A 22,267-nucleotide genomic window follows, 5' to 3' on the forward strand; every position below is an offset into this window, starting at 1 on the left:
CGAGGTCAGGTCACTTGAGCTCGGCGCTCGAGAGGCCGAGGACCCGGCGGGCCACGATCAGCTGCTGGATCTGCTGGGTGCCCTCGAAGATGTCGAGGATCTTGGAGTCGCGGGCCCACTTCTCGAGCAGCTCCTCCTCGCTGTAGCCGATCGAGGCGCACAGCTCGACGCACGACAAGGTGACGTCGGAGCCGACCCGGCCGGCCTTCGCCTTGGCCATCGAGGCCTCGAGCGAGTTCGGCTTGCGGTTGTCGGCCATCCACGCCGCCTGGAGGGTGAGCAGGCGCCCGGCCTCCCAGTCGGACTCCAGCTGCAGGAACTTGGCCGCGGCCGCGCTCTGCAGGATGGCGGGCTTGTCGTAGTCGACCTCGATCCCCGCCTCCTTGAGCAGGTCGCGGGTCAGGTCGAGCGAGGCGCGGGCGCAGCCCACGGCCATCGCGGCGACCAGCGGCCGGGTGTTGTCGAAGGTCGCCATCGCACCGGCGAAGCCCTGCTCGACGTTGATCTCCGGCGAGCCGAGGAGGTTCTCCTTCGGGACCCGCGCGTCGGTGAAGGTGATCACGGCGGTGTCGGAGGCCCGGATGCCGAGCTTCTCCTCGAGCCGCTCGACCTTCACGCCCGGCGTGCCCTTCTCGACCACGAAGGACTTGATCGCCGCCCGGCCGAGCGACTTGTCGAGCGTCGCCCACACCACGATGCAGTCGGAGCGCTCGCCGGAGGTGACGAAGATCTTCTCGCCGTTGATGACGTACTCGTCGCCGTCGAGGACCGCGGTGGTCGAGATGGCGGCCGAGTCGGAGCCGAACGACGGCTCGGTGATAGCCATCGACGCCCAGCGGCCCTTGAAGCGCTCGAGCTGCTCGTCGTTGGCGACCGAGGCGATCGCCGAGTTGCCGAGGCCCTGGCGGGGCATCGAGAGCAGCAGGCCGGTGTCGCCCCAGCACATCTCGGCGACCGAGGTCACCGAGGCCAGGTTCGCGCCGTTCTTGACGCTCTTCTTGTCGGAGTCGTCGCTGTCACGGCGTACGCCGGTCGCGCCGGCGCCCTCGCTCGCGCCGGACTCGGAGAGCCCGTCGATCATCGCCGCGAGCATGTCGAGCTCCTTGGGGTACTCGTGCTCGGCGATGTCGTACTTGCGGGAGATCGGTCGCAGCATGTTCATCGCGACCTGGTGGGCCTGGTCGACCAGGGCCCGGTGCTTCTTCGGGACTTCCAGGTTGATCGCCATCAGACGAGCACCGTTCCTTCCATGATGCCGATGGCACGCAGGTCGCGGTACCACCGCTCGACCGGGTGCTCCTTGACGAACCCGTGGCCACCGAGCAGCTGGACGCCGTCGAGGCCGATCTGCATGCCCTTGTCGGTGCACGCCTTGCGGGCCAGGGCGACCTCGCGGGAGAAGTCCTTGCCGGCGGCGGCACGCGAGGCGGCCCGGTAGGTCAGCAGCCGCATGCCCTGCAGCTCGATCGCGATGTTGGCGACCATGAACGCCACCGACTGGCGGTTGGCGATCGGCTCGCCGAAGGCCTCGCGTCCCTTGACGTACGGCGTCACGTAGTCGAGCACGGCCTGACCGGTGCCGACGGCGAGCGCACACCAGGCCAGGCGGGAGAGGCGCACGCACTCGGTGTAGGTCGAGCCGTCGGTCTCGCCGAGCACGGCGTCGGCGGGCACCTTGACGTCCTCGAGGACCAGCTTGGTCATCGACGCGGCGCGCACGCCCATCGCCGGGTCGCCCTCGACGGCGAGGCCCTCGGTGGAGGACTCGACGAGGAACAGGACCGGCTTGCCGTCGAGCCGGGCACCGACCACGAACAGCTCGGCGCTGTCGCCGCGGGCGACCAGGCTCTTGGTGCCGTTGAGGACGTAGCCGTCACCGGACCTCGTGGCGGTGGTCGACGGGTTGAGCACGTCGAAGAGCACGGTGGGCTCGTTGAGCGCCAGCGCGGCTGCGGGGACGGTGCCGTCCTCGGCGCTGAACGCGGGCAGGTAGGTCTTCTGCTGGGCGTCGGTGCCCCACAGGCCGATCGCGGTGGCGACCGAGCCCGGCGCGAGGGTGGCGACCGCGAGGCCCATGTCGCCCTTGGCGAGGGCCTCGGCGACGAGGGTGCCGGCCATGGCCGAGCGCTCCTCGGAGACGCCGCCGAGCGCCTCGGGCAGGCCGAGGATGGGCAGGCCGATCTCGAGGCTGCCCTTGAGCACGTCGTCGGGCGCGGCACAGGCCTTGTCGGCCTCGGCCGCGGCGGGGCGGACGACCTCGTCGGCGAACTCGCTGACGACGTCGACGAGCATCTGCTCGTCCTCACCGGGGGTGAGGTCGAAGACGCCGCTCGCGGCAGCGTGGGTCGGCCGGGCACCGGGCTGACCGCCCTTGCCGGCCTTCGCGAACGTGCGGCTCGCGTTGGTCATGGTCTTGAACCCGGTCCGGGTGACGGAGAAGACCGCCTGCTCGGCCGGCTTGCGGAGGCGGACCTTGTCGAGGAGGTCGGTCTGGGCGAGCCGGTTGAGCCCGGCGACGAGGTAGCCGATCGGGTCACGGCTCTCGCTGCTCGGGACCCCGTGCTTGCCGCCCGGCTTGAGGTTGCTGATCAGGGACATGACACTAAATGTAACTGCGAGTTACACATTGCGCTACAGATGACCCGAAAACGTCCGGTGTGATCTGGGCGTCAGTCGAACCGGACTGGGATCGTGGTGCGCGGCAGGGTCAGCAGCACGCTCCCCGTCCCGCCGTCGCTGGTCCGCGTGGTCACCCGGCGCGTCCCCGCGATCACCAGCGTCCCCGACCGGAAGGAGGCCGGTACGACGAACGCCGGGTCGGGCGTCGGGGTGTCGGGCGAGAGGTCGCGCCGCGGGTACGCCGTACCGTCGGCGGCCTCGAGGTGGAGGTCGGCGAGCTCGAAGCCGCGCGGGCTCGGGTCGTCCGGCGTGGTGTAGCTGAGGCCGACGGTGAGGTATGCGCGCCGGGGGTTCGCCAGCCCCGTCGGTCCGTTGAAGAAGAACAGCCGGGCATCGGCGACGTGGACCGCCCGGACGGCCTCCGGCCCGAGCGGGGCGTCCGCGGTCGGGCGCAGCACCAGGTCGGCGTCGATCGCGACCTTCAGCTGCGAACGGACCAGGACCGCGATGTTGCGCCCGGTCGCGGTGCCGTCGACCAGGGAGACCCGCTGGTCGTAGCCGTCGGCGTCCATCCGCAGCTCGACCGTCGCGCCGTCGGGCACCGCGACGACGTACGTCGGCCCGCCCGCCGGCACGGGTACCGACGTACCGGCGACGACGACCTCGAGACCGGCCGCGGACCACGGCGCGCACGGCCGCTCCTGGCACGGCCCGTCGGCGAGCGTGAACGTGCGCAGCCGACTGCCCGGCGCCGCGAGCAGGATGCGGGAGCCGTCGTCGACCTGCTCGGGCGCACCCAGGTCGCCGACCTCGACGCCGGCGGTGCGGCCGGCCAGGGTGGCGGCGGTGACGCCGTCGGCGGTCGGGCTCCCGGTGCCGACGACCATCCCGGCGGGCACGAAGCGCACGTCTGCCGGTCCGGCCCGGCCCGCCGGGTCGGACCGGTCCGTGCCGCCGCCGCGGGACACCAGCACCGCGACCACGGTGAGGGCCGCGACGACCAGCACGGCGACGACCATGAAGATCGCGACCTTCACCCCGGTCCGGGCCCCGGTCGGTACGGCCTCCGGGGACGGGGGCGCCAACGCCAGCGGGAGCAAGGGCCCGGCCAGGACGGTGCGCTCGTCCGGGAGCACCGTGCGGGGAAGCGAGCCGACCACCTCGTCCTCGTCCACCTTGCCGAGCGCGAACAGCAGCGCGGCCAACGCCCAGCGGGCACTCATCACGTCGGCTCCCCCGCGCAGCCGGGCCAGCCGGAACGCCTGGGCGTCGAGGGTGTGCCCCGGCCGGGCGCCCTCGGCCAGCTGGGCGAGCACCCGCGCGAACGTGCCGAGCCGGATGGCGTCGGTGAGCAGGTTGACCTGGCCGTCGCTCGCCCGGTGGTCCGGCGCGTGGTCGTCGAAGGCTGCCCGGAAGTCCGCCGGGTCGTCGAGCACCGCCGGCCCCAGCCGGGCCACCAGAGCGGCCAGCTCGTGGTGGGTCTCCACCCGAGCACCATGGCACCGGCGCGCGCCGTACGAGCGCTCCCACCCGATCTATACCGAGTTCGGGGGACGGCAGCGCCACGGAGGCGACCGTACGTTCGGGGCACGGGACGATCACCGGTCGCGGACACCTGGGGGCGACGATGCGAAGGATCCTCGTGACGGCTGCGGCGGCACTGGCAGTGCTCGGCACCATGCCGGCACCGCCGGCGACCGCGGCCGACCAGACCGTGGTGGTCAACGGCTATGCGTTCCCCTCGGGGCTGCGGTACGTCGCCGGCGCCTGCTCGGGGAACGGCAAGGCGACGCCCTACGCCGCCTATCGACAGGGCAGCATCCTCGGCGACCACGCCATCGGGCTCGCGTTCGGCGGGCAGACGGGTGGCATGGGCGGCGTCGCGGCGTGGGTGCCGGACCCGGGCAACCTGCAGGACGCCTCGCTCGCGACCTACCATCCCGGTCCCCTGCCCGGCGGCTCCGGCGTCGACGGGCACATCGTGATCCAGCTCGACGTGTTCGGCGACGGGTTCCAGTCCGCATGGCTCGAGGGCCGCTACGACGTCTCGAACCTGTCCGGCTGGCACCCGGGTGACGACGTCGCCGACATCGCGACGGACTGGTACTGGTCCGACGACGCGACCCGGGAGTACACCGGATGGACCCTCCCCGAGGTGGCCGACGACTGGGGGCCCGGGTCCGGCGGTGCGTGGCTGAACTTCGAGTTCGGCTGCCGCGGCCGGGACTTCTACTTCGACGACCTCCGCCTGGCGACCGCGGCGGGGGCGACGACCTACGACTTCGAGGGCGTGCCGACCCAGGCCTTCATCTCGGCGGCCCCGACCCACCACAGCAGCGACCTCGAGCGCGGGATCACCCGGCTCGACCTCGTCAACGGCCAGGACCACTACCTGCTGGCCGACGCGAAGACGTCCGGCGACGGCGTCTGGTCGCCCGGCTACGTCCCCGGCACGGCGACGCTGTGGGCCCGTCCGTGGGGCGCTCCCGGCTTCTCCCCCGTGGCGAGCGCGGGCTTCGGGTCCGACACCTACGCACAATTCCACGTCCGGCCGGACCGGCAGACCGAGTACCAGGTCCGCACCGGTGGCGACGACACCTTCGAGGCCAGCACGTCGGCGACCCTGCTGGTCACCGTCGCGCGCCAGGTCAACGCGCGTGCACCCGCCACCCAGGTCCGGCAGGGCCAGCCGATCCGGGTCAAGGGACGGATCGCGCCCGGCGACGCAGGCGTCCGGGTGATGCTCCAGCGCAAGGTGGGCAAGCACTGGCGCACCGTCGACCGCGCGAGGACCAGGACCCACGGCAGGTTCGCACTCCGGGTGACCGCGCGCAGCACCGGCCTCTGGACGGTCCGGGTCGCCGTGGCCGCCGCGAAGGGCAACGGCGCCAGCGCGACGCCGGGCACCCGGATCCGGGTGCTGCCGCGCCCGAAGCCGCAGCCGCAGCCGGCCCCGGCCCCTGTCTACGTCCCGGTGCCCGTCACGCACGTCCCGACCGACGAGCCGAAGGGGACCGTTCCGCCGTCGGCGCACCACCGGCTCAGGGCCTCGCAGCCCCTCTCCTAGCATGGGCGCATGCCCGAGGACCTCGACGACACCACTCCGGAGGCCCCGCTGGCGCCGTACGGACCGCTTCCCCGCAACGGGCGGGTCCGTCCGATGACGAGGTGGGGCACACCGGTGATGCACCGGCCGCAGGCGAAGGTCGAGGTGTACGACGAGGCGCTCACCGCGCTGGCCGCCGACATGGTCGCGAGCATGTACGCCGCCGACGGCGTCGGGCTGGCCGCCTGCCAGATCGGCGAGGACGTCGCGATGTTCGTCTTCGACTGCCCCGACGCCGAGGGCCGGCGCGTGGTCGGAGTCGTCTGCAACCCGGTCCTGGTCGAGCCCGAGGGCGTCTCCCGGCGCCTGGACGACAGCCCCGAGGGCTGCCTGTCGTACCCCGGCGCCTTCGTGGACTGCGCCCGGCCCGACTACGCGGTGGTCGAGGGCACGGGTCTCGACGGCCGGCCGGTGCGCTTCGAGGGCGACGGACTGCTGGCCAAGTGCCTCCAGCACGAGACGGACCACACGCTCGGCACCGTCTTCGGTGACCGCATCTCCGCGAAGGCGATGAAGAAGCTGCGCAAGCAGCACGACGCCGCGGCCGAGGACTACCCGCCGGAGTGGCCCACCTGAGCAGTGGGGTGGGCTAGCGTCGGGCCATGCCCGTCGACCCGTCCCTGGCCGGCCTCCTGGAGGCCATCGCCGCCGGCACGCCCCTGTCCGACCTGTCCCCCGCCGACGCCCGCGTGGTGTTCCGGGCGATGACCGTGGACACCCGCCCGCCCGGGAGCCTGGACCCGGTCGCGTCGGTGGAGGACGACAAGGTGGCCGGTGCCGCCGGTCCGCTGGCCGCGCGGGTCTACCGGCCCGAGGGCGACGGACCGTTCCCGACCGTCGTGCTGCTGCACGGCGGCGGCTGGGTGATCGGCGACCTCGACACCCACGAGCCGATGGCCCGCGCGATCTGCGCCGGCACCGACTCGGTCGTGGTCGCGGTGGACTACCGGCTGGGCCCCGAGGCGCGCTTCCCCGCGGCCGCCGAGGACGCCATCGCCGCGGTCCTCGACGTGCAGTCGCGGCTGGCGTCGTACGGCGGCAGCGAGGTGCTCGCGGTCGCCGGCGACTCCGCGGGTGGCAACCTGTCCGCCGTCGTCACCCAGCACGTGCCCGGCCTGGCCGCGCAGCTGCTGGTGTACCCGGCCACCGACATCCTGGGCGACTTCGCGTCGCGCACCGAGAACGCCCACGGCTACTTCCTCGACGAGCCGACCATGGCCTGGTTCATCGGCTGCTACGCCGACGCCGGGACCGACTTCCTCGACCCGCGGATCTCACCGCTGCGCGGCGACCTCGCGGGCCTGCCGCCCGCCGTGGTGGTCACCGCCGAGTTCGACCCGCTGCGCGACGAGGGCGTGGCGTACGCCGACGCACTGGCCGCGGCCGGCGTGCCGGTCCGGCACACGACGTACCCCGGGCTGATCCACGGCTTCTTCGACATGGGCCCGTGGTCGCCGGCGTGCCAGGAGGCGGTCGACGACACCATCGCGCAGTTCGCCGACCTGCTGCGCCGCTGACCGTCAGGCCTGGGCCGCGTGGCTCGGCAGGACGCAGGCTGCGTCGAGGCCGAGCACCCGGTTGAGGCGACCGAACGCGAGCCACGAGCCCAGGCACATCGACAGCTCCACGATCTCGCGGTCGGTGTAGTGGGTGCGCATCCGCTGCCAGAACCCGTCGTCGATCCCGTGGTGGTCGAGGGCGTAGCGCTCCGCGTACTCCGCGGCGAGCCGGGCCCGATCGTCCAGGTCGCGCGTGGTGCGCCAGTCCTGGACCGCCTGGTCGAAGGTGTCCTCGACCTTCTGCCCGTCGCGCTCGGTGCGCCAGTCCTGGCAGAACAGGCAGCCGTTGACCTGGGCGATCCGCAGCCGGGCGGCCTCGAACTCGCGCAGCCCGAGCGTGCTGTGCTCGTAGACGCTCATCGCGAGCGTCGAGGCGGCGGGGCCGATGCCGGGCACCAGCTCGCCCCACACGTAGGTGATCGGGTCCTTGCCGTCGGGGATCTCGAGGAACATCACGCCTCCTCGGCGACGGTGCGCAGGTACGTCGACGGCACCAGCGGGACGTCGAGACCGTCGTACAGGCCCGGGTTGGCGGTGCGCAGCCACGTGATGGCGTTGACGAGCCGGTTCGCGGCGGTCGCGTTGCCGCCGGCGGCGCGGTTGCCGCCCTCGTCGGTGGCCTCGACGTTGATCTCGATGCGCGGGCGGCCCTCGATGATGACCCGGTGGGCGCCGTCACCGCCGTCGGGAGGCATCGGCCAGTCCGTCGCACAGGCGGCGCTGATCCGGGTGACGTGCTCGATGACGATCCTCGGCTCACCGCCGACGATGCCCTGCACCTCGAAGCGCAGGCCGCCCTGGGTGCCGGCCTCGAAGCCGCCGAGCGCGGTCGTCACGGACGCCTCGAGCGCCCGGCGCTCCACGGTCTCGCGCAGCTCGTCGACCTCGACGCCCAGCGCCCGGGCGATCAGCCGGACCTGCCCGCCCCACACCATCGACGGGATGCCCTCGGCCACCATCGGGGGCTCGTAGTCCATCGGCTGCCCCATGCCGACGATGTAGCGGACCGAGTCCTCGGCGTCGTACGTCGAGTAGTCGAAGATCTCCTGGCAGCGGACCTGCTCGATCTCCGAGGCCAGTCCGCTGACCAGCGCGGGCAGCAGGTCGTTGCCCCAGCCCGGGTCGATGCCGCTGACGAAGAGCGCGCTGCCGCCGTCGGCGCAGGCCTTGGCGAGCGGGTCCCGCATCTCGGCCGGCGCACTGCGGTGGTCGTAGAGCGCGTAGACGGACGGCGTCACGACCACGGCTCCCCCGGCGAGCGCACGGGTGATGTCGACGACCGCGTCGTCGGGGCGCAGCTCGCCGCTGGCCGCGTACGCGACGGCGCCTGCGCCGTCGAGCGTGCCCAGCGCCGAGTCGACGTCGTCCGTCGCCGCCACCCCGATGCTGCGCCCGAGGCCGGCGATGTCGCCCGCGTCGCGGCCGACCTTCGCCGGGTCGTTGACGATCACCGCGGACAGGGTCAGCCCCGGGTGCGCCGCGACCGCCCGGATCGACGCGCGACCCATGTTGCCGGTGCCCCAGACGACGACCGGGACTGCTCGGTAGAACGTGTTCTCATCCGCCATGGACGGGACACTAGGACGCTCGGCGGGCGATGGGTAGTGCGACAGCGTGTCTTTTTTGAGAAACCCTCACCGACGAGCGGTCACGTAGCACGCGACGGCCGTGGCCGCCGCGACGTTGAGGGAGTCGACGCCGTGCTCGATGGTGCGGGCCATGGGGATGATCGCCCGACGGTCGGCCGCCTGCTCCCAGCGTGCGGACAGCCCATGACCCTCCGAGCCGAGGACCAGCGCGACCTTGCCCTGGCCGCTCACCGCGTCCTCGATCGGCACCGCGTCCGGTGCGAGCGTCAGCGCGACGGTGGTGAAGCCGCGCCCGGAGAGGTCGGGCAGCGCGTCGTACCAGTCCGGGAGGCGGGTCCAGGGCAGCGCGAAGACGGCACCCATCGCGACCTTGATCGCGCGCCGGTAGAGCGGGTCGGCGCAGCGCGGCGCGAGCAGCACGGCGTCGAAGCCGAGCGCGGCGCCGCTGCGCACGATGGCGCCGACGTTGGTGTGGTCGACGAGGTCCTCGAGGACCAGCACGGTGCGTGCTCCGGCGAGCACGTCGTCGAGCGACGGGAGCGGCCGGCGCTCGAGCGAGGCGAGCGCGCCACGGTGGACGTGGAAGCCGGTGACCTGCTCGGCAAGGTCCTCGGACAGGACGTAGCAGGGGGCGTCGGAGCGGTCGAGGACGTCGGCGAGGCCGTCGAGCCAGCGCGGCGCCATGAGGAAGGACCGCGGGTGGTAGCCGGCCTCGACCGCCCGGCGCACGACCTTCTCCCCCTCGGCGAGGAAGAGCCCGTGCTCGGCCTCGAGGTGCTTGCGGAGCTCGACGTCGCGCAGGTCGCGGTAGTCGCCCAGCCGCGGGTCGGCGGGGTCGGTGATCTCAACGAGCTCGGCCACGGCGGCGGGCTCAGAAGGCGTCGGGGTGGGCCACCGCGACGACGTCGCCGATCACGATGATCGCCGGCGGCTTGACGTCCTCCTCGGCGAGCCGCTCGGCCAGGGTGCCGAGCGTGGCCAGGACGGTGCGCTGGGTCGGCATGGTGCCGTCGCAGATCACCGCCACCGGCGTGCCGTCGGGACGCCCGCCCGCGACGAGCGCCTTCGCGATGTGCGGGGCGTTCTCGACGCCCATCATCACGACCACGGTCCCCTGCATCTGCGCGAGCGCGTCGTAGTTGACCAGCGACTCGGGATGACCGGGCGGCAGGTGCCCGGAGACGACGGTGAACTCGTGGGTGACGCCGCGGTGGGTGACCGGGATGCCGGCGATGCCCGGGACCGAGACCGGCGAGGTCAGGCCCGGGATCACGGTGACCGGTACGCCTGCCGCACGGCACGCGATGATCTCCTCGAACCCGCGCCCGAAGACGAAGTTGTCGCCACCCTTGAAGCGGACGACCCGCTTCCCGTCGAGTGCCCGCTCGACGATGATCCGGTTGATCTCCTCCTGCTGCGCCGAGCGGCCGCGGGGCAGCTTGGCCACGTCGACGAGCTCGACGTCGCTGGGCAGGTCGCCGAGCAGCTCGCGCGGGGCCAGGCGGTCGGCGACGACGACGTCGGCCGCCATCAGCGCCTTGCGCCCGGCGATCGAGATCAGCTCGGGGTCGCCGGGGCCGCCGCCGACCAGGGTGACGCCGGGGGTGCGCTCGGGCGTGCCGTCGCGGTGGTGCGGCGCAGCGATGGTGCCGTCACGCAGGCCGGCGACGATCTCGTCGCGCACCGACGCCGAGCGGCGCGGGTCGCGGTTGCCGACGACCGCCACGGTGATGCCGGCCTCGCGACCCACGGCCGGCGTCCACGCCGTACCGAGGGTCGCGTCGTCGGAGCGGACGCAGAACACCCGCTGGGCCTCGCACAGCGCCGAGACGTGGTCGTTGACGGCCCGGTCGTCGGTGACGGCGATGACGTACCAGGCGCCGTCCACGTCGGAGTCCACGAACGCGCGCTCGTGCCAGGTGATCTCGCCGGAGCCGACCAGGCCCTCGATCGCCGGGGTGACGTGCGGCGACACGACGTGGACGTCGGCGCCGACGGCGATCAGCTGCGGCACCCGGCGCTGGGCCACGTGCCCGCCACCGACGACGAGCACACGGCGCCCGGCGAGGCGCAGACCGGAGGGGTACGGCGGGAAGTCGCTCACGACACCATTCTCCCGGCATGCACCGTGGCGTCACTGACACGGGACCAGTCCCCGGACTAACTTCGGTGACATGAGTCTCGATCGCCCGGTCACGCCGGACCCGTACCCCCTGCTCCCCGCCGCCCCGTCCTTCGCCGTGACCAGCGAGGACGTCACCGACGGCCAGCCGCTCAAGGCCGACCAGGTCTACGACGGCGGCAACACCTCGCCGCAGCTCAGCTGGGAGCCGGGCCCCGAGGGCACCCAGAGCTACGTCGTGACCTGCTTCGACCCGGACGCCCCCATCCCGAGCGGGTTCTGGCACTGGGTCGTCGTCGACATCCCGGCCGACGTCACCAGCCTCGACACCGGCGCGGGCGCGTCCGACGCAACCCTGCCCGAGGGCGCCTTCCACGTCCGCAACGACTTCGGCACGCTCGACTTCGCCGGCGCCGCGCCCCCGCAGGGCGACCAGGTCCACCGGTACTTCTTCGTCGTCCACGCCGTCTCCCAGGCGCAGCTCGGCGTCGACGGCTCCGCCACGCCCGCGGTCGTCGGGTTCAACCTGGCGTTCAAGACGCTCGGCCGGGCGATCATCACCGGGACCTACCAGCACTGAGTCGAACGCAATTCATGCGCTTGTCAGGGGTTGCAACCCCTGACAAGCGCATGAATCCCCGGACATCCGGGGATGCATGCGCCCGCCTCAGAGCCCCATCGACTTCGCGATGATCAGCTTCATCACCTCGGACGTGCCGCCGTAGATCCGGGTGACCCGGGTGTCGGCGTACAGGCGGGCGATGGGGTACTCGTTCATGTACCCGTACCCGCCGTGCAGCTGCAGGCAGCGGTCGATGACCCGGCCGGCGACCTCGGTGCAGAAGAGCTTGGCGGACGCGGCGTCGACGGCGGTCAGCTCGCCGGCGTCGTGCGCCTCGAGGGCGCGGTCGCAGACGGCCTGGGCGGCGTCGACCTCGCTCTGGCAGGCGGCCAGCTCGAACTTGGTGTTCTGGAAGGACGCGACGCTCGCGCCGAAGACCTTGCGCTCCTCGACGTAGGCCTGGGTGAACCGGATGGCGGCGGCAGCCTGGGCGTACGCGCCGTACGCGATGCCGAGGCGCTCCTGCGGGAGGTTCTGGCCGAGGTAGGAGAAGCCCTCGTTCTCCTCGCCGAGCAGGTCCGCAGCGGGGACCATGACGTCGGTGAACGACAGCTCCGCGGTGTCGGAGGTGCGCAGGCCGAGCTTGTCGAGCTTGCGGCCGACGGCCCAGCCCTGCGACTTCGTGTCGACGCAGAACAGCGAGATGCCGAAGCGCCGGTTGCTCTCCAGCGGCGGCGAGGTGCGGGCGCAGACGATGACGCGGTCGGCGAGCACGCCGCCGGTGATGAAGGTCTTGGCGCCGTTGAGGACGTAGTGGTCCCCGTCCCGCTTCGCCGTGGTCTGCATGCCAGCGAGGTCCGAGCCGGTGCCCGGCTCGGTCATCGCGATCGCCCACATCTCGGTGCCGGCGACGAAGCCGGGCATCCAGCGCTTGAGCTGCTCGGGGGTGCCGAGCTTGAGGAGGTACGGCAGGCACAGCTCCACGTGGACCCCGGACCCGCCGAGGTTCACGCCTGCGCGGGCGCACTCCTCGGTGAGGAGCGCGGAGAACCTGAACGAGTGGATCCCCGCGCCGCCGTACTCCTCGGGGACCTCGATCCCGTACACACCCAGCTCGCCGAGCTTGGTGTAGAGCTCGCGCGAGACCTGGCCCGCGTCGTACCACTCCTGGTAGTGCGGGACGACCTCCGTCTCCAAGAAGGCGCGGATCGTCCGGCGGTAGTCCTCGTGGTCCTCGTTGAACACTGTGCGGCGCATGCGCTCATGCTGCCACCGGCGTCAACGCACCGAGGTGCCACCCGCCTCACGGAGCAGCTGCTCGAACGGGGTCGGGGCCGCGAACTCGTCGGCGACGGTACGACGCTGCGCGGTCGCCGCCGGGGCGGAGGCGACGCCGAGCAGCGCGGCCAGCTCGCCGGCCGCCCGCTCGACCCGCTTGTCGAGCGAGCCGTCGTCGGTGGCACCGAAGTCCTCGCTCGCCGCGAACACCCCGGTCGGCACCACGACCGCCCGCAGGTAGGCGAACAGCGGACGCAGCGCGTGGTCGAGGACCAGGCTGTGTCGAGCCGTGCCGGCGGTGGCCGCGATGACGACCGGCTTGCCGTCGAGCATGCCGTTCTCGAGGACGTCGAAGAACGTCTTGAACAGCCCCGAGTACGACGCCGAGAACACCGGCGTCACGACGACCAGCCCGTCCGCGTGACGCACGGCCTCGATCGCCTGCGCCAGCTCGCCGGTGGCGAAGCCGGTCAGCAGGTGGTCGGCCAGCGCGTGGGCCAGCGGCCGGAGCTCGACGTGCTGGACGTCGACCTCCTGGCCGCGGGCGCCGACGGCGCGCTCGACCGCGTCACCGAGCTTGTCGGCGAGCAGCCTGGTCGACGACGGGACGGAGAGCCCCGCCGAGACGACGACGATCTTCGTGGTCATGCCTGGACCTCCTCAGCCTCGTCGGCACGGTCGGTGGTGCCGGTCATGGTGTCCTCCGCGTGGACGGTGACGTCCTTCGCGCCGCCGGCGGCCGCGACGAGCGAGGCGTGGGTCGGGGCGTCCGGGACGGTGTCGGGACGGCCCTCGGCGAAGCCCTTGCGCATCTCGGGCAGGATCTCGCCGAGCAGGTCGAGCTGCTCGAGGACCGTCTTCAGCGGCAGGCCCGCGTGGTCGACCAGGAACAGCTGGCGCTGGTAGTGGCCGGCGTACTCGCGGAACGACAGGGTCCGCTCCAGCACCTGCTGGGGCGAGCCGACGGTCAGGGGCGTGTGCTCGGTGAAGTCCTCGAGCGACGGGCCGTGGCCGTAGACCGGGGCGTTGTCGAAGTACGGGCGGAACTCGCGCACGGCGTCCTGGCTGTTCCTCCGCATGAAGAACTGGCCGCCGAGGCCGACGATCGCCTGCTCGGCCGTGCCGTGCCCGTAGTGCGCGAAGCGCTCGCGGTACAGCGCGACCATCTGCTCGGTGTGCGACTTCGGCCAGAAGATGTGGTTGTGGAAGAAGCCGTCGCCGTAGTAGGCCGCCTGCTCGGCGATCTCGGGGCTGCGGATCGAGCCGTGCCACACGAACGGCGCGACGCCGTCGAGCGGGCGCGGGGTCGAGGTGTAGCCCTGGAGCGGGGTGCGGAAGCGGCCCTCCCAGTCGACGTTCGACTCGGTCCACAGCCGGCGCAGCAGCGCGTAGTTCTCGATCGCGAGGTTGATGCCCTGGCGGATGTCCTTGCCGAACCAGGGGTAGACCGGGCCGGTGTTGCCGCGGCCCATCATCAGGTCGACCCGGCCGTCGGTGAGGTGCTGGATCTTGGCGTAGTCCTCGGCGATGAGCACCGGGTCGGTCGTCGTGATCAGCGTCGTGGCGGTCGACAGGATGATGTTCTCGGTCTGCGCGCCGATGTAGGCGAGCGTCGCGGTCGGGTTGGACGCGATGAACGGCGGGTTGTGGTGCTCGCCGGTCGCGAACACGTCGAGGCCGACCTCCTCGGCCTTCTTCGCGATGGCGACGGTGGCCTTGATCCGCTCGTACTCCGACGGCGTCTGCCCGGTGGTCGGGTCGGTGGTGACGTCGCCGACGGTGAAGATGCCGATCTGCATGCCCATGGTTTCGCGCTCCTGGTGGATGGTGGGTCAGTCACCCCGCTCAACAGGTGACATGTCAACTATATTCCATGCGGACGCGATCGGTCACCCGGGCCGGCACCGGACCCGCCGGGGCGTCCCTAGAATCTCGTCGTGACCGACACGAGGGACGTCGACATCCTGGGTGAGCCGTGGACGGCGGAGACCATCCCGCTCGACGACGACTTCGAGGGCGAGGTCGTCGCGACGCTGGTGAGCCGATCCGCAGCAGAGCCGGGCGGACCGGCCACCCTGCACGTGCACGGCTTCTCCGACTACTTCTTCCACACCGAGTACGGCGAGTGGTGGCTCGAGCGCGGCCACGCGATGTACGCCCTCGACCTGCGCAAGTACGGGCGGTCCCTGCGACCGCACCAGTCGGCGACCTACGTCGCCGACCTCAGCGACTACTTCGCGGAGCTCGACGCGGCCTGGGAGCGGATCACGGTCCGCGACGGGCACCGGCAGGTCGTGCTGTCGGGCCACTCCACCGGCGGGCTCGTCGTGGCCCTGTGGGCGGACGACCGGCGTCCGCCGGAGCTTGCCGGCCTGCTGCTCAACTCACCGTGGCTCGACCTGCAGGGCAAGGCCTGGATGCGCTCCCCCGTCGCGAACCGCATGATCGAGGAGGCCGGTCGCCGCCGCCCGATGCAGGAGCTGCCGCGCGACGTCAGCGGCTACTACGGCCGCAGCCTGCACCGCGACCACGAGGGCGAGTGGGACTTCGACCTCACCTGGAAGCCGGTCGAGTCCTTCCCGGTGCGCTTCGGCTGGCTGCGCGCCGTGCGCCGGGGGCATGCGCGGCTCCAGGCCGGCCTCGACGTACCCGCGCCGGTGCTGGTGCTCTCCTCGGACCGCACCGGCCGGCCCACCGGGATGGGCGAGGACGTCTTCTCCACCGACATCGTGCTCGACGTCGAGCAGATCCGGCGCTGGTCGGTCGCCGTGGGTCGCCACGTCACCTACGCCGCCGTGCCGGGCGCGGTGCACGACGTGGTGCTCTCCCGCGCTGAGCCGCGAGCACGGGCCTACGACGAGATCGGGCGGTGGCTGGCGGCGTACGTCCGAGGGGACTGAGCCCGGTCCGGGACCGTCAGTAGTAGGCGGGCGAGTCGAAGTCCTCGCCGCTCGCGATCAGCACGATGATCAGCGCGATCCCGGCGAGCGTGATCGCGAACGAGATCCAGCCGACGATCACGCCCGCGAGCGCCAGGCCCGCGCCGTTCTCGCGGCGCTCGCGGATCTGCCTGCGCGAGACGTGGCCGAGGATCGCGCCGACGATGCCGGCCAGGCCGGTGAACCCGCACAGGCAGATGCTGACGAGGCTGACGATGCTGACGACCATCGACGCGATGGCCATGCCGTTGGTGGCCGGCGGCGCCTGGTAGCCGTAGGGCTGCACCGGCTGGCCGTACTGCCCGTATTGGCCGTACTGCCCCGGCTGCCCGTAGGGCTGGCCGTACTGGCCGGGCTGGCCGGGCTGGCCGGGTTCCCCCGAGGGCGGGCCGTATGGCTGGTACGGGTCGTTCCCGGAAGGCGGCGTCGTCATGGCCGAAGGATCCCACGCGGCCACCGGGGCAAACACCACTAGGGTCTCCCCATGGCCGCTTCATTCCGCATCGATCCCGTCACCGGACTCTCGCTGGGTCGCATCGCCATCGGCGTCGGCGCCCTCACCGCCCCTTCCACGACCGCCCGCGTGTTCGGCCTCGACCCGGCCGCGAACCCGCAGCTCGGCTACATGGGTCGGATGTTCGGCGCCCGCGAGATCGCCCTCGGTGCCGTGACGCTGGTGTCGCGGGGTCCGCTGCGCCGCAACCTCACCGCGGTCGGCATCGCCGTCGACGGCGCCGACCTCGTCAACGGCGTGATCGAGCTGGGCCAGAAGAACGTCTCGAAGCTCGCCAGCGCGATGCTCATCGGTGCGGCGGGCGGCGCCGTCGGCTCGGGCGTGCTCGCCCTGGCCCGTGGACGCGGCCGCGCCAAGGCCGCCTGAGCGCGATCAGCGGAGCAGGTTGACGACGGCCACGAGGCCGACGACGACGATCACCGAGCGCAGCACGACCGGCGGCAGCTTGCGGCCGATCGCCGAGCCGAGCAGGCCACCGCACACGGCGCCGGTGCCGACGAGCAGCACGATCAGCCAGTCGACCTTCGCCTCGCAGCCGAGCAGCCCGAGCTCGGCCACGCCGACGAAGACCAGACCTGCGACGCCGTTGACGACGGCCACGAGCACGTTCTTGACGCCGTTGAGCCGCTGCAGCGACTCGGAGATGCCGATGCCCAGCACGCCCATGAGCAGCACGCCCTGGGCGGCACCGAAGTAGCCGCCGTACACCCCGGTCCCGAACACGGCCAGCGGCACCCACCAGGACCGCTCGACCGCGCCCTCCTCGCGGTGCTCGGCGCGCGCGGCGACCGCCTTCGACAGCCGTGGCTGGACGACGACGAGGGCGATGCCGAGCAGGATCAGCACGGGCACGGCGGCCTTGAACGCCCCCGGGGGCAGCACCAGCAGCAGCACGGCTCCGACCACCCCACCCGTGGTGGAGAACGCGAGCAGGCGCAGGACCCGGTCGCGCTGACCGGCCAGCTCACGGCGGTAGCCCACGGCGCCCGCGATCGAACCGGGGACCAGGCCCAGGCTGTTGGACATGTTCGCGGTGACCGGCGGGACACCGAGGGCGAGCAGGGTCGGGAACGTGATCAGGGTGCCGGAGCCGACCACCGCGTTGATCATGCCGGCGCCGACCCCGGCGAGCAGGACCGCCGCGATCTCGAGCAGGCTCACTCCGCGGAGGGATCCTTCTGGCCCGGGTGGGCAGCGCTCTCGGCCTCGGCGATCGCCTCCTGGACGGCCGCGCTGGTGCCGCTGTCCGGCAGCGGCAGCTCGGTCCGGCCCATGTCGACGCGCTTCTCCGGTCCCGGCGTCGACCTCGGGATGCCGGCGATCTCGTGGATCGAGGAGCCGAGTCCCTCGAGGGCCTTGGTGATCTCCGAGGGGATCACCCACACCTTGTTGGCGTCGCCCTCGGCGATCTTCGGCATCATCTGGAGGTACTGGTAGGCCAGCAGCGACTGGTCGGGGCGTCCGTCGTGGATCGCCTGGAAGACCGTCTGGATGGCCTGGCCTTCACCCTGGGCCCGCAGGATCTGCGCCTCGCGCTCGGCCTGCGCACGCAGGATCTGCGACTCCCGCTCACCCTCGGCGTTGAGGATCGCGGACTGCTTGTTGCCCTCCGCCGTGAGGATGGCCGACTGCCGGGCACCCTCGGCGGTCAGGACGAGGGCTCGCTTGTCGCGCTCGGCGCGCATCTGCTTCTCCATCGCGTCCTTGATGGACGGCGGCGGCTCGATGCCCTTGATCTCGACGCGCTTGACCTTGATGCCCCACCGCCCGGTCGTCTCGTCGAGCACCGCGGACAGCCCGCTGTTGATCGACTCGCGGCTGGTGAGGGTCTGCTCGAGGTCCATGCCACCGACGACGTTGCGCAGCGTGGTCATGGTGAGCTGCTCGATGGCCTGGATGTAGTTGGAGATCTCGTACGTCGCCGCGATCGGGTCGGTCACCTGGAAGTAGATGACGGTGTCGATGTCGACGGTGAGGTTGTCCTCGGTGATCGCCGACTGCGGCGGGAAGCTCACGACCTGCTCGCGCAGGTCGATGACGTAGTGCACCTTGTCGACGAACGGCAGCACGAAGTTGAGGCCGGCCGGCAGGGTCTCCTTGTACTTGCCGAACCGCTCCACGATGCCGGTGTAGGCCTGCGGGATCACCCGGATCGACTTCGCGACCACGGTGATCACCAGCAGGAGCAGCAGGGCGAGCAGGACCAGGACGATCATCGGGGCCCCCGCGAAGTCGTTCGGAGGAGCGCAGCGGAGGAGAAGGACTTCGTGGGGTGATTCATCGGGGCTCCTCGAGTAGGAGGTCGGACACGGGACGGACGTGGGCCGTGGCACCGGCGATGGAGACCACCTCCACCGCCTGTCCGACGGCGATGCCGGCAGGGGGATCGGCCACTGCGAGCCAGGACTCGCCGCCGATCTTCACCCGGCCCGGGCTGTGCTCGGCGACCGGCTCCGTGACGATCCCCCGGCTGCCGACCAGGCTGGCCGGACCGAGCACGAGGTCGGGCCCGCCGTGCAGGCGACGTACCAGCTGCGGCCGGACCCCGGCCAGGAGCGCGACGGCGGCGGCCGAGGCCACCAGCACGGTGACCACGACGTTGTCGGTGACCAGCGCGGTCAGCGATCCGGCGACCGCGCCGCCGGCGAGCATGAGCAGGAACAGGTCGAGGCTGAGCAGCTCGGCCAGGGCCAGCGCGATCCCGACGCCCAGCCACGTCTCCCAGAGGTGGTCCCGCAGCCAGTCCATGCCTCGACTCTAGTTGAGAGGGCTCGATGTCAGCCGCGGTGGTGCTGCTTGCGGCGCGCGGCGTACCGCCCGTCGTGGTGCTCGAGGACCAGCGGCATGCCGAACGTCGCCGACAGCGCCTCGGCCGTCATGGTCTCCGCGATCGGGCCCTCCGCGACCACCCGACCACCGCGCAGCATGAGCACGTGGGTGAACCCCGGCGGGATCTCCTCCACGTGGTGCGAGACCAGCACGGTCGCGGGCGAGAGCGGGTCGTAGGCGAGGACCGAGAGCGTCGAGACCAGGTCCTCGCGACCGCCGAGGTCCAGGCCGGCGGCCGGCTCGTCGAGCAGCAGCAGCTCGGGGTCGGTCATCAGCGCCCGGGCGATCTGGACCCGCTTGCGCTCGCCCTCGCTCAGGGTGCCGTAGGTGCGGTCGGCGAGCGGGGCCACGCCGACCTCGCGCAGCAGTGCGTCGGCACGGTCGTGGTCGACGGCGTCGTACGCCTCGTTCCAGCGGCCGAGCACGGCGTACGACGCGGTCAGGACCAGGTCGCGGACGGTCTCGTTGCGCGGGATCTGCTCGGCGACGGCGGCGCTGGAGACGCCGATGCGCGGGCGGAGCTCGAAGATGTCGACGGTGCCGAGCAGCTCTCCCAGCAGGCCTACGGCGCCCGAGGTCGGGTGCAGCTGGGCCGCGGCGATCTGCATGAGGGTGGTCTTGCCGGCTCCGTTGCCGCCGAGGACGACCCACCGCTCGCCCTCGCGGACCACCCAGCTGACCCGGTCGAGCAGGATCGACTGCCCTCGACGCACGGACACCTCGGCGAGCTCCAGCACGGCGGACATGCGAGCCACCTTAACGAGTCGGCGAGCAGTAGGGTCGGCGGGTGAGCGCTCTTCCCGTCTCGGCTCGGCTCGCGTGGTGGGGAACGGCCTGGCTGCGCGGACTGGCGGGTCCCGACGAGGTCCTCGACGCCGTTCACGGCGACGACGTGACCCATGTCGTGAGCGCCTCCGACGGGCCCTCGTCGCTGCTGCTCGAGCTGGCTGCGGCGCGCAACGCCGGTGCCGACGGGGTCGCCGCAGCGTTCCCGGCTCCCGGTGACCCGGCCGGGCTGCGCGGCCCGCGGGAGCTGACCACCGCGGCCGTCGAGGCGGGCGAGGTGGTGCTGCTCCCGGGCTCTGGCCTGGTCCCCCGCCAGGTGGGCCGCGCGGTCGAGTGGACGGTGCTGCCTGCCGAGCGCCGGCCACCACCGGACCTCGGGGACGCCGACCGGCAGCTGCGTGCGGTGCTGCTCACCGCCGCCAACCTGCTCGCCGACCTCGACGTCGCCCGCTGGCAGCCGCTGGTCGCCGACGAGCTGCACGACCTGCGCACCGCCGTACCCCTGCTCGCCCCCGCGGGTACGCCGCCACGCTGCGTCGACCTCGCCGGACGGGCACTCCACCTGGAGGCGGTCGTCGAGCTCGCGCTGCGCGACGACGGCGGCGCGCTCTCGGCCGGCGAGGCCGGCATCCGCCGTGCCGCACTCGAGCCGCTGGAGCGGGCCGCTCGGCACGCACTGACGGCGGCCTGCTCGCCCGACGGCTGGCCACCGGCGCCGGCCGGGCCCGCGCACCGGTAGCCTGCACCCCGCGATGAGCCCTCACGATGCAGCGGACGACACCCTCCTGATCACCGTCACCGGCGCCGACCGGCCCGGCGTCACCTCCACGGTCCTGGAGAGCCTCGCCGGGTCCGGCGTGAGCGTCGTCGACCTCGAGCAGATCCTGATGCGCGGCCGGCTGGTCCTCGGTGTCCTGGTCACCGCGCCGCGCGACCGCAAGAAGCTGCGCAGCCAGCTCGAGGCGACGGTCGAGGCGCTCGGCATGACCGTCGAGATCGAGAAGGGCTCGGGCGACAACCGCTCGCGCCACCAGGACCGCGCCCACGTCACCGTCATCGGTGCCCCGCTCAAGGCCTCGGCGATGGCCGCCATCGCCGGTCGGATCGCGGACTGCGGCGGCAACATCGACCGGATCGAGCGGATGGCCCGCTACCCCGTCACCGCGCTCGAGCTCGACGTCTCGGGCGCGCGGCCCGACCGGCTGCGCGAGCTGCTCGCCGTCGACGCCGCGGCCCACGGCATCGACGTCGCCGTCCAGCCCGCCAACCTGCTGCGCCACGGCGTGCGCCTGATCGTGATGGACGTCGACTCGACCCTGATCCAGGGCGAGGTGATCGAGATGCTCGCCGAGCACGCCGGCTTCGGCGCCGAGGTCGCCGACGTCACCGAGCGCGCGATGCGCGGCGAGCTGGACTTCGAGCAGTCCCTGCGGGCCCGGGTCAAGCTGCTCGCCGGCCTCGACGAGTCCGTGCTCGACGAGGTGTACGACGCCATCGTCGTCAACCCCGGAGCGCGCACGATGGTCCGCACCCTGCGCCGCCTCGGCTACCGGTTCGCCATCGTCTCGGGCGGCTTCAGCCAGATCACCGACCGCCTCGCCGAGGACCTCGGCATCCACCGCGCCCGCGCCAACACCCTCGAGATCGTCGACGGCAAGCTCACCGGCGAGGTCGTCGGTGCCGTCGTCGACCGGGCGGGCAAGGCCCAGGCGCTGCGGGAGTTCGCCGCCGACCTCGGCGTGCCCGAGGACGCGACGATCGCCATCGGCGACGGGGCCAACGACCTCGACATGCTCGCCGCCGCCGGTCTCGGGATCGCCTACAACGCCCGGCCGGTCGTCCGGGAGGCCGCGGACACCGCGCTGAACGTGCCGTACCTCGACGCGATCATGTACCTGCTCGGCATCACACGTGAGGAGATCGAGGCGGCCGACGCTGCCGTCGGCATCGTCACGCCCGCTCCGCCGGTGTGATTGTGGCCGTCGCTGCGTGATTTGGCTCGCTCCGCTCGCATGTCGCGCCGCCTTGTGACGCCGCTTCTTCCTCCCCCGCTCGCTCGTTCCTCGCTCGCTCCTCCGTCCAGAAGCGGCGGGCGGCGCGACAAGACTCAGCCGAATGCCCAGCGCGCCCGCTCCGCCGGTGTGATTGTGGCCGTCGCTGCGTGATTTGGCTCGCTCCGCTCGCATGTCGCGCCGCCTTGTGACGCCGCTTCTTCCTCCCCCCGCTCGCTCGTTCCTCGCTCGCTCCTCCGTCCAGAAACGGCGGGCGGCGCGACAAGACTCAGCCGAGTGCCCAGCGCGCACGCACGACATTCGACTGAGTGCTTTCCGTCGGGCGCGCCGCGTTGCCTGGACGGAGCGGAGC

General features: G+C 72.3%; 23 protein-coding genes. 8 read left to right on the plus strand and 15 right to left on the minus strand.

Translation table 11 applies throughout. The features are described from left to right. Nucleotides 1-10 precede the first annotated feature (10 nt). The 3 genes from BJ958_RS07020 to BJ958_RS07030 all read right to left on the minus strand — a co-directional run bounded on the left by BJ958_RS07020 (nt 11) and on the right by BJ958_RS07030 (nt 4,106). Complete coding sequence (locus tag BJ958_RS07020; RefSeq protein ID WP_179726184.1) at nt 11-1,228, minus strand: acyl-CoA dehydrogenase family protein; 1,218 nt, start codon at nt 1,226-1,228, stop codon at nt 11-13. After that, nucleotides 1,228-2,598: an acyl-CoA dehydrogenase family protein gene (locus BJ958_RS07025; protein WP_179726185.1), complete on the minus strand. Its 1,371-nt coding sequence runs from the start codon at nt 2,596-2,598 to the stop codon at nt 1,228-1,230. The genes BJ958_RS07020 and BJ958_RS07025 overlap by 1 nt, the downstream gene beginning before the upstream one ends. A gap of 71 nt (nt 2,599-2,669) precedes the next feature. Next, nucleotides 2,670-4,106 (minus strand): hypothetical protein, encoded by a 1,437-nt coding sequence (locus BJ958_RS07030; RefSeq protein WP_179726186.1) that lies wholly within the window; start codon nt 4,104-4,106, stop codon nt 2,670-2,672. A 155-nt stretch (nt 4,107-4,261) separates the two neighbouring features. Here BJ958_RS07030 and BJ958_RS07035 point away from each other — a divergent pair, with 155 nt between their 5' ends. The 3 genes from BJ958_RS07035 to BJ958_RS07045 are packed head-to-tail and all read left to right on the plus strand — an operon-like array spanning nt 4,262 to nt 7,242. After that, on the plus strand, nt 4,262-5,686 hold the full coding sequence (locus BJ958_RS07035; protein ID WP_179726187.1) for a hypothetical protein: 1,425 nt from the start codon (nt 4,262-4,264) through the stop codon (nt 5,684-5,686). Between the two features lie 9 nt (nt 5,687-5,695). Beyond that, entirely contained in the window at nt 5,696-6,301 is a 606-nt protein-coding gene (gene def, locus BJ958_RS07040) for a peptide deformylase (protein ID WP_179726188.1), read from the plus strand. Between the two features lie 26 nt (nt 6,302-6,327). Continuing rightward, entirely contained in the window at nt 6,328-7,242 is a 915-nt protein-coding gene (locus tag BJ958_RS07045) for an alpha/beta hydrolase (RefSeq protein WP_179726189.1), read from the plus strand. A gap of 3 nt (nt 7,243-7,245) precedes the next feature. Here the strand turns inward: BJ958_RS07045 and BJ958_RS07050 are convergent, their stop codons facing one another. From BJ958_RS07050 to cobA, 4 genes are all read right to left on the minus strand, one after another. Continuing rightward, complete coding sequence (locus BJ958_RS07050; protein WP_179726190.1) at nt 7,246-7,737, minus strand: carboxymuconolactone decarboxylase family protein; 492 nt, start codon at nt 7,735-7,737, stop codon at nt 7,246-7,248. Next, complete coding sequence (locus BJ958_RS07055) at nt 7,737-8,852, minus strand: NAD(P)H-dependent amine dehydrogenase family protein (protein ID WP_179726191.1); 1,116 nt, start codon at nt 8,850-8,852, stop codon at nt 7,737-7,739. The genes BJ958_RS07050 and BJ958_RS07055 overlap by 1 nt, the downstream gene beginning before the upstream one ends. A 66-nt stretch (nt 8,853-8,918) precedes the next feature. Then, complete coding sequence (locus tag BJ958_RS07060) at nt 8,919-9,734, minus strand: TrmH family RNA methyltransferase (protein WP_179726192.1); 816 nt, start codon at nt 9,732-9,734, stop codon at nt 8,919-8,921. A 10-nt stretch (nt 9,735-9,744) separates the two neighbouring features. Further along, nucleotides 9,745-10,977: a uroporphyrinogen-III C-methyltransferase gene (cobA, locus tag BJ958_RS07065; protein WP_179726193.1), complete on the minus strand. Its 1,233-nt coding sequence runs from the start codon at nt 10,975-10,977 to the stop codon at nt 9,745-9,747. A 70-nt stretch (nt 10,978-11,047) separates the two neighbouring features. Here cobA and BJ958_RS07070 point away from each other — a divergent pair, with 70 nt between their 5' ends. After that, nucleotides 11,048-11,575: a YbhB/YbcL family Raf kinase inhibitor-like protein gene (locus BJ958_RS07070; protein WP_179726194.1), complete on the plus strand. Its 528-nt coding sequence runs from the start codon at nt 11,048-11,050 to the stop codon at nt 11,573-11,575. An 87-nt stretch (nt 11,576-11,662) separates the two neighbouring features. Here BJ958_RS07070 and BJ958_RS07075 read toward each other — a convergent pair whose 3' ends face one another. The 3 genes from BJ958_RS07075 to BJ958_RS07085 are packed head-to-tail and all read right to left on the minus strand — an operon-like array spanning nt 11,663 to nt 14,634. Beyond that, on the minus strand, nt 11,663-12,814 hold the full coding sequence (locus BJ958_RS07075) for an acyl-CoA dehydrogenase family protein (RefSeq protein WP_179726195.1): 1,152 nt from the start codon (nt 12,812-12,814) through the stop codon (nt 11,663-11,665). A 21-nt stretch (nt 12,815-12,835) separates the two neighbouring features. After that, the gene (locus BJ958_RS07080; protein WP_179726196.1) at nt 12,836-13,483 is read right to left on the minus strand and encodes an FMN reductase; all 648 of its coding nucleotides are present in this window, start codon (nt 13,481-13,483) and stop codon (nt 12,836-12,838) included. Next, on the minus strand, nt 13,480-14,634 hold the full coding sequence (locus BJ958_RS07085) for an LLM class flavin-dependent oxidoreductase (RefSeq protein ID WP_179730025.1): 1,155 nt from the start codon (nt 14,632-14,634) through the stop codon (nt 13,480-13,482). The genes BJ958_RS07080 and BJ958_RS07085 overlap by 4 nt, the downstream gene beginning before the upstream one ends. Nucleotides 14,635-14,772: 138 nt before the next feature. On the opposite strand from BJ958_RS07085, the gene BJ958_RS07090 reads away from it, so the two are divergent. Continuing rightward, entirely contained in the window at nt 14,773-15,735 is a 963-nt protein-coding gene (locus tag BJ958_RS07090; protein WP_179726197.1) for an alpha/beta fold hydrolase, read from the plus strand. A 16-nt stretch (nt 15,736-15,751) separates the two neighbouring features. Here the strand turns inward: BJ958_RS07090 and BJ958_RS07095 are convergent, their stop codons facing one another. Further along, complete coding sequence (locus BJ958_RS07095) at nt 15,752-16,207, minus strand: DUF4190 domain-containing protein (protein ID WP_179726198.1); 456 nt, start codon at nt 16,205-16,207, stop codon at nt 15,752-15,754. A gap of 51 nt (nt 16,208-16,258) precedes the next feature. Here BJ958_RS07095 and BJ958_RS07100 point away from each other — a divergent pair, with 51 nt between their 5' ends. Continuing rightward, a complete protein-coding gene (locus BJ958_RS07100) occupies nt 16,259-16,654 on the plus strand; it encodes a DUF4267 domain-containing protein (protein WP_179726199.1) in 396 nt (131 codons plus the stop codon). Nucleotides 16,655-16,660: 6 nt separating this feature from the next. Here BJ958_RS07100 and BJ958_RS07105 read toward each other — a convergent pair whose 3' ends face one another. From BJ958_RS07105 to BJ958_RS07120, 4 genes are all read right to left on the minus strand, one after another. Beyond that, nucleotides 16,661-17,449 carry a TSUP family transporter gene (locus BJ958_RS07105; protein ID WP_179726200.1) on the minus strand — a complete coding sequence of 263 codons (789 nt, stop codon included), beginning with the start codon at nt 17,447-17,449 and terminating at the stop codon, nt 16,661-16,663. Next, complete coding sequence (locus tag BJ958_RS07110; protein ID WP_179726201.1) at nt 17,446-18,504, minus strand: SPFH domain-containing protein; 1,059 nt, start codon at nt 18,502-18,504, stop codon at nt 17,446-17,448. Before BJ958_RS07110 ends, BJ958_RS07105 begins: the two co-directional genes overlap by 4 nt. Nucleotides 18,505-18,565: 61 nt before the next feature. Continuing rightward, nucleotides 18,566-19,036, minus strand: a complete 471-nt coding sequence (locus BJ958_RS07115) for an NfeD family protein (RefSeq protein WP_179726202.1) — start codon at nt 19,034-19,036, stop codon at nt 18,566-18,568. A 29-nt stretch (nt 19,037-19,065) separates the two neighbouring features. Beyond that, nucleotides 19,066-19,863 carry an ABC transporter ATP-binding protein gene (locus tag BJ958_RS07120; protein ID WP_179726203.1) on the minus strand — a complete coding sequence of 266 codons (798 nt, stop codon included), beginning with the start codon at nt 19,861-19,863 and terminating at the stop codon, nt 19,066-19,068. A gap of 41 nt (nt 19,864-19,904) precedes the next feature. On the opposite strand from BJ958_RS07120, the gene BJ958_RS07125 reads away from it, so the two are divergent. Continuing rightward, nucleotides 19,905-20,642, plus strand: a complete 738-nt coding sequence (locus tag BJ958_RS07125) for a hypothetical protein (protein WP_179726204.1) — start codon at nt 19,905-19,907, stop codon at nt 20,640-20,642. A 13-nt stretch (nt 20,643-20,655) separates the two neighbouring features. After that, the gene (gene serB / locus BJ958_RS07130) at nt 20,656-21,876 is read left to right on the plus strand and encodes a phosphoserine phosphatase SerB (RefSeq protein WP_179726205.1); all 1,221 of its coding nucleotides are present in this window, start codon (nt 20,656-20,658) and stop codon (nt 21,874-21,876) included. Nucleotides 21,877-22,267 lie beyond the last annotated feature (391 nt).

Origin of the sequence: Nocardioides kongjuensis, from assembly GCF_013409625.1 — a bacterium.
GTDB lineage: Bacteria > Actinomycetota > Actinomycetes > Propionibacteriales > Nocardioidaceae > Nocardioides > Nocardioides kongjuensis.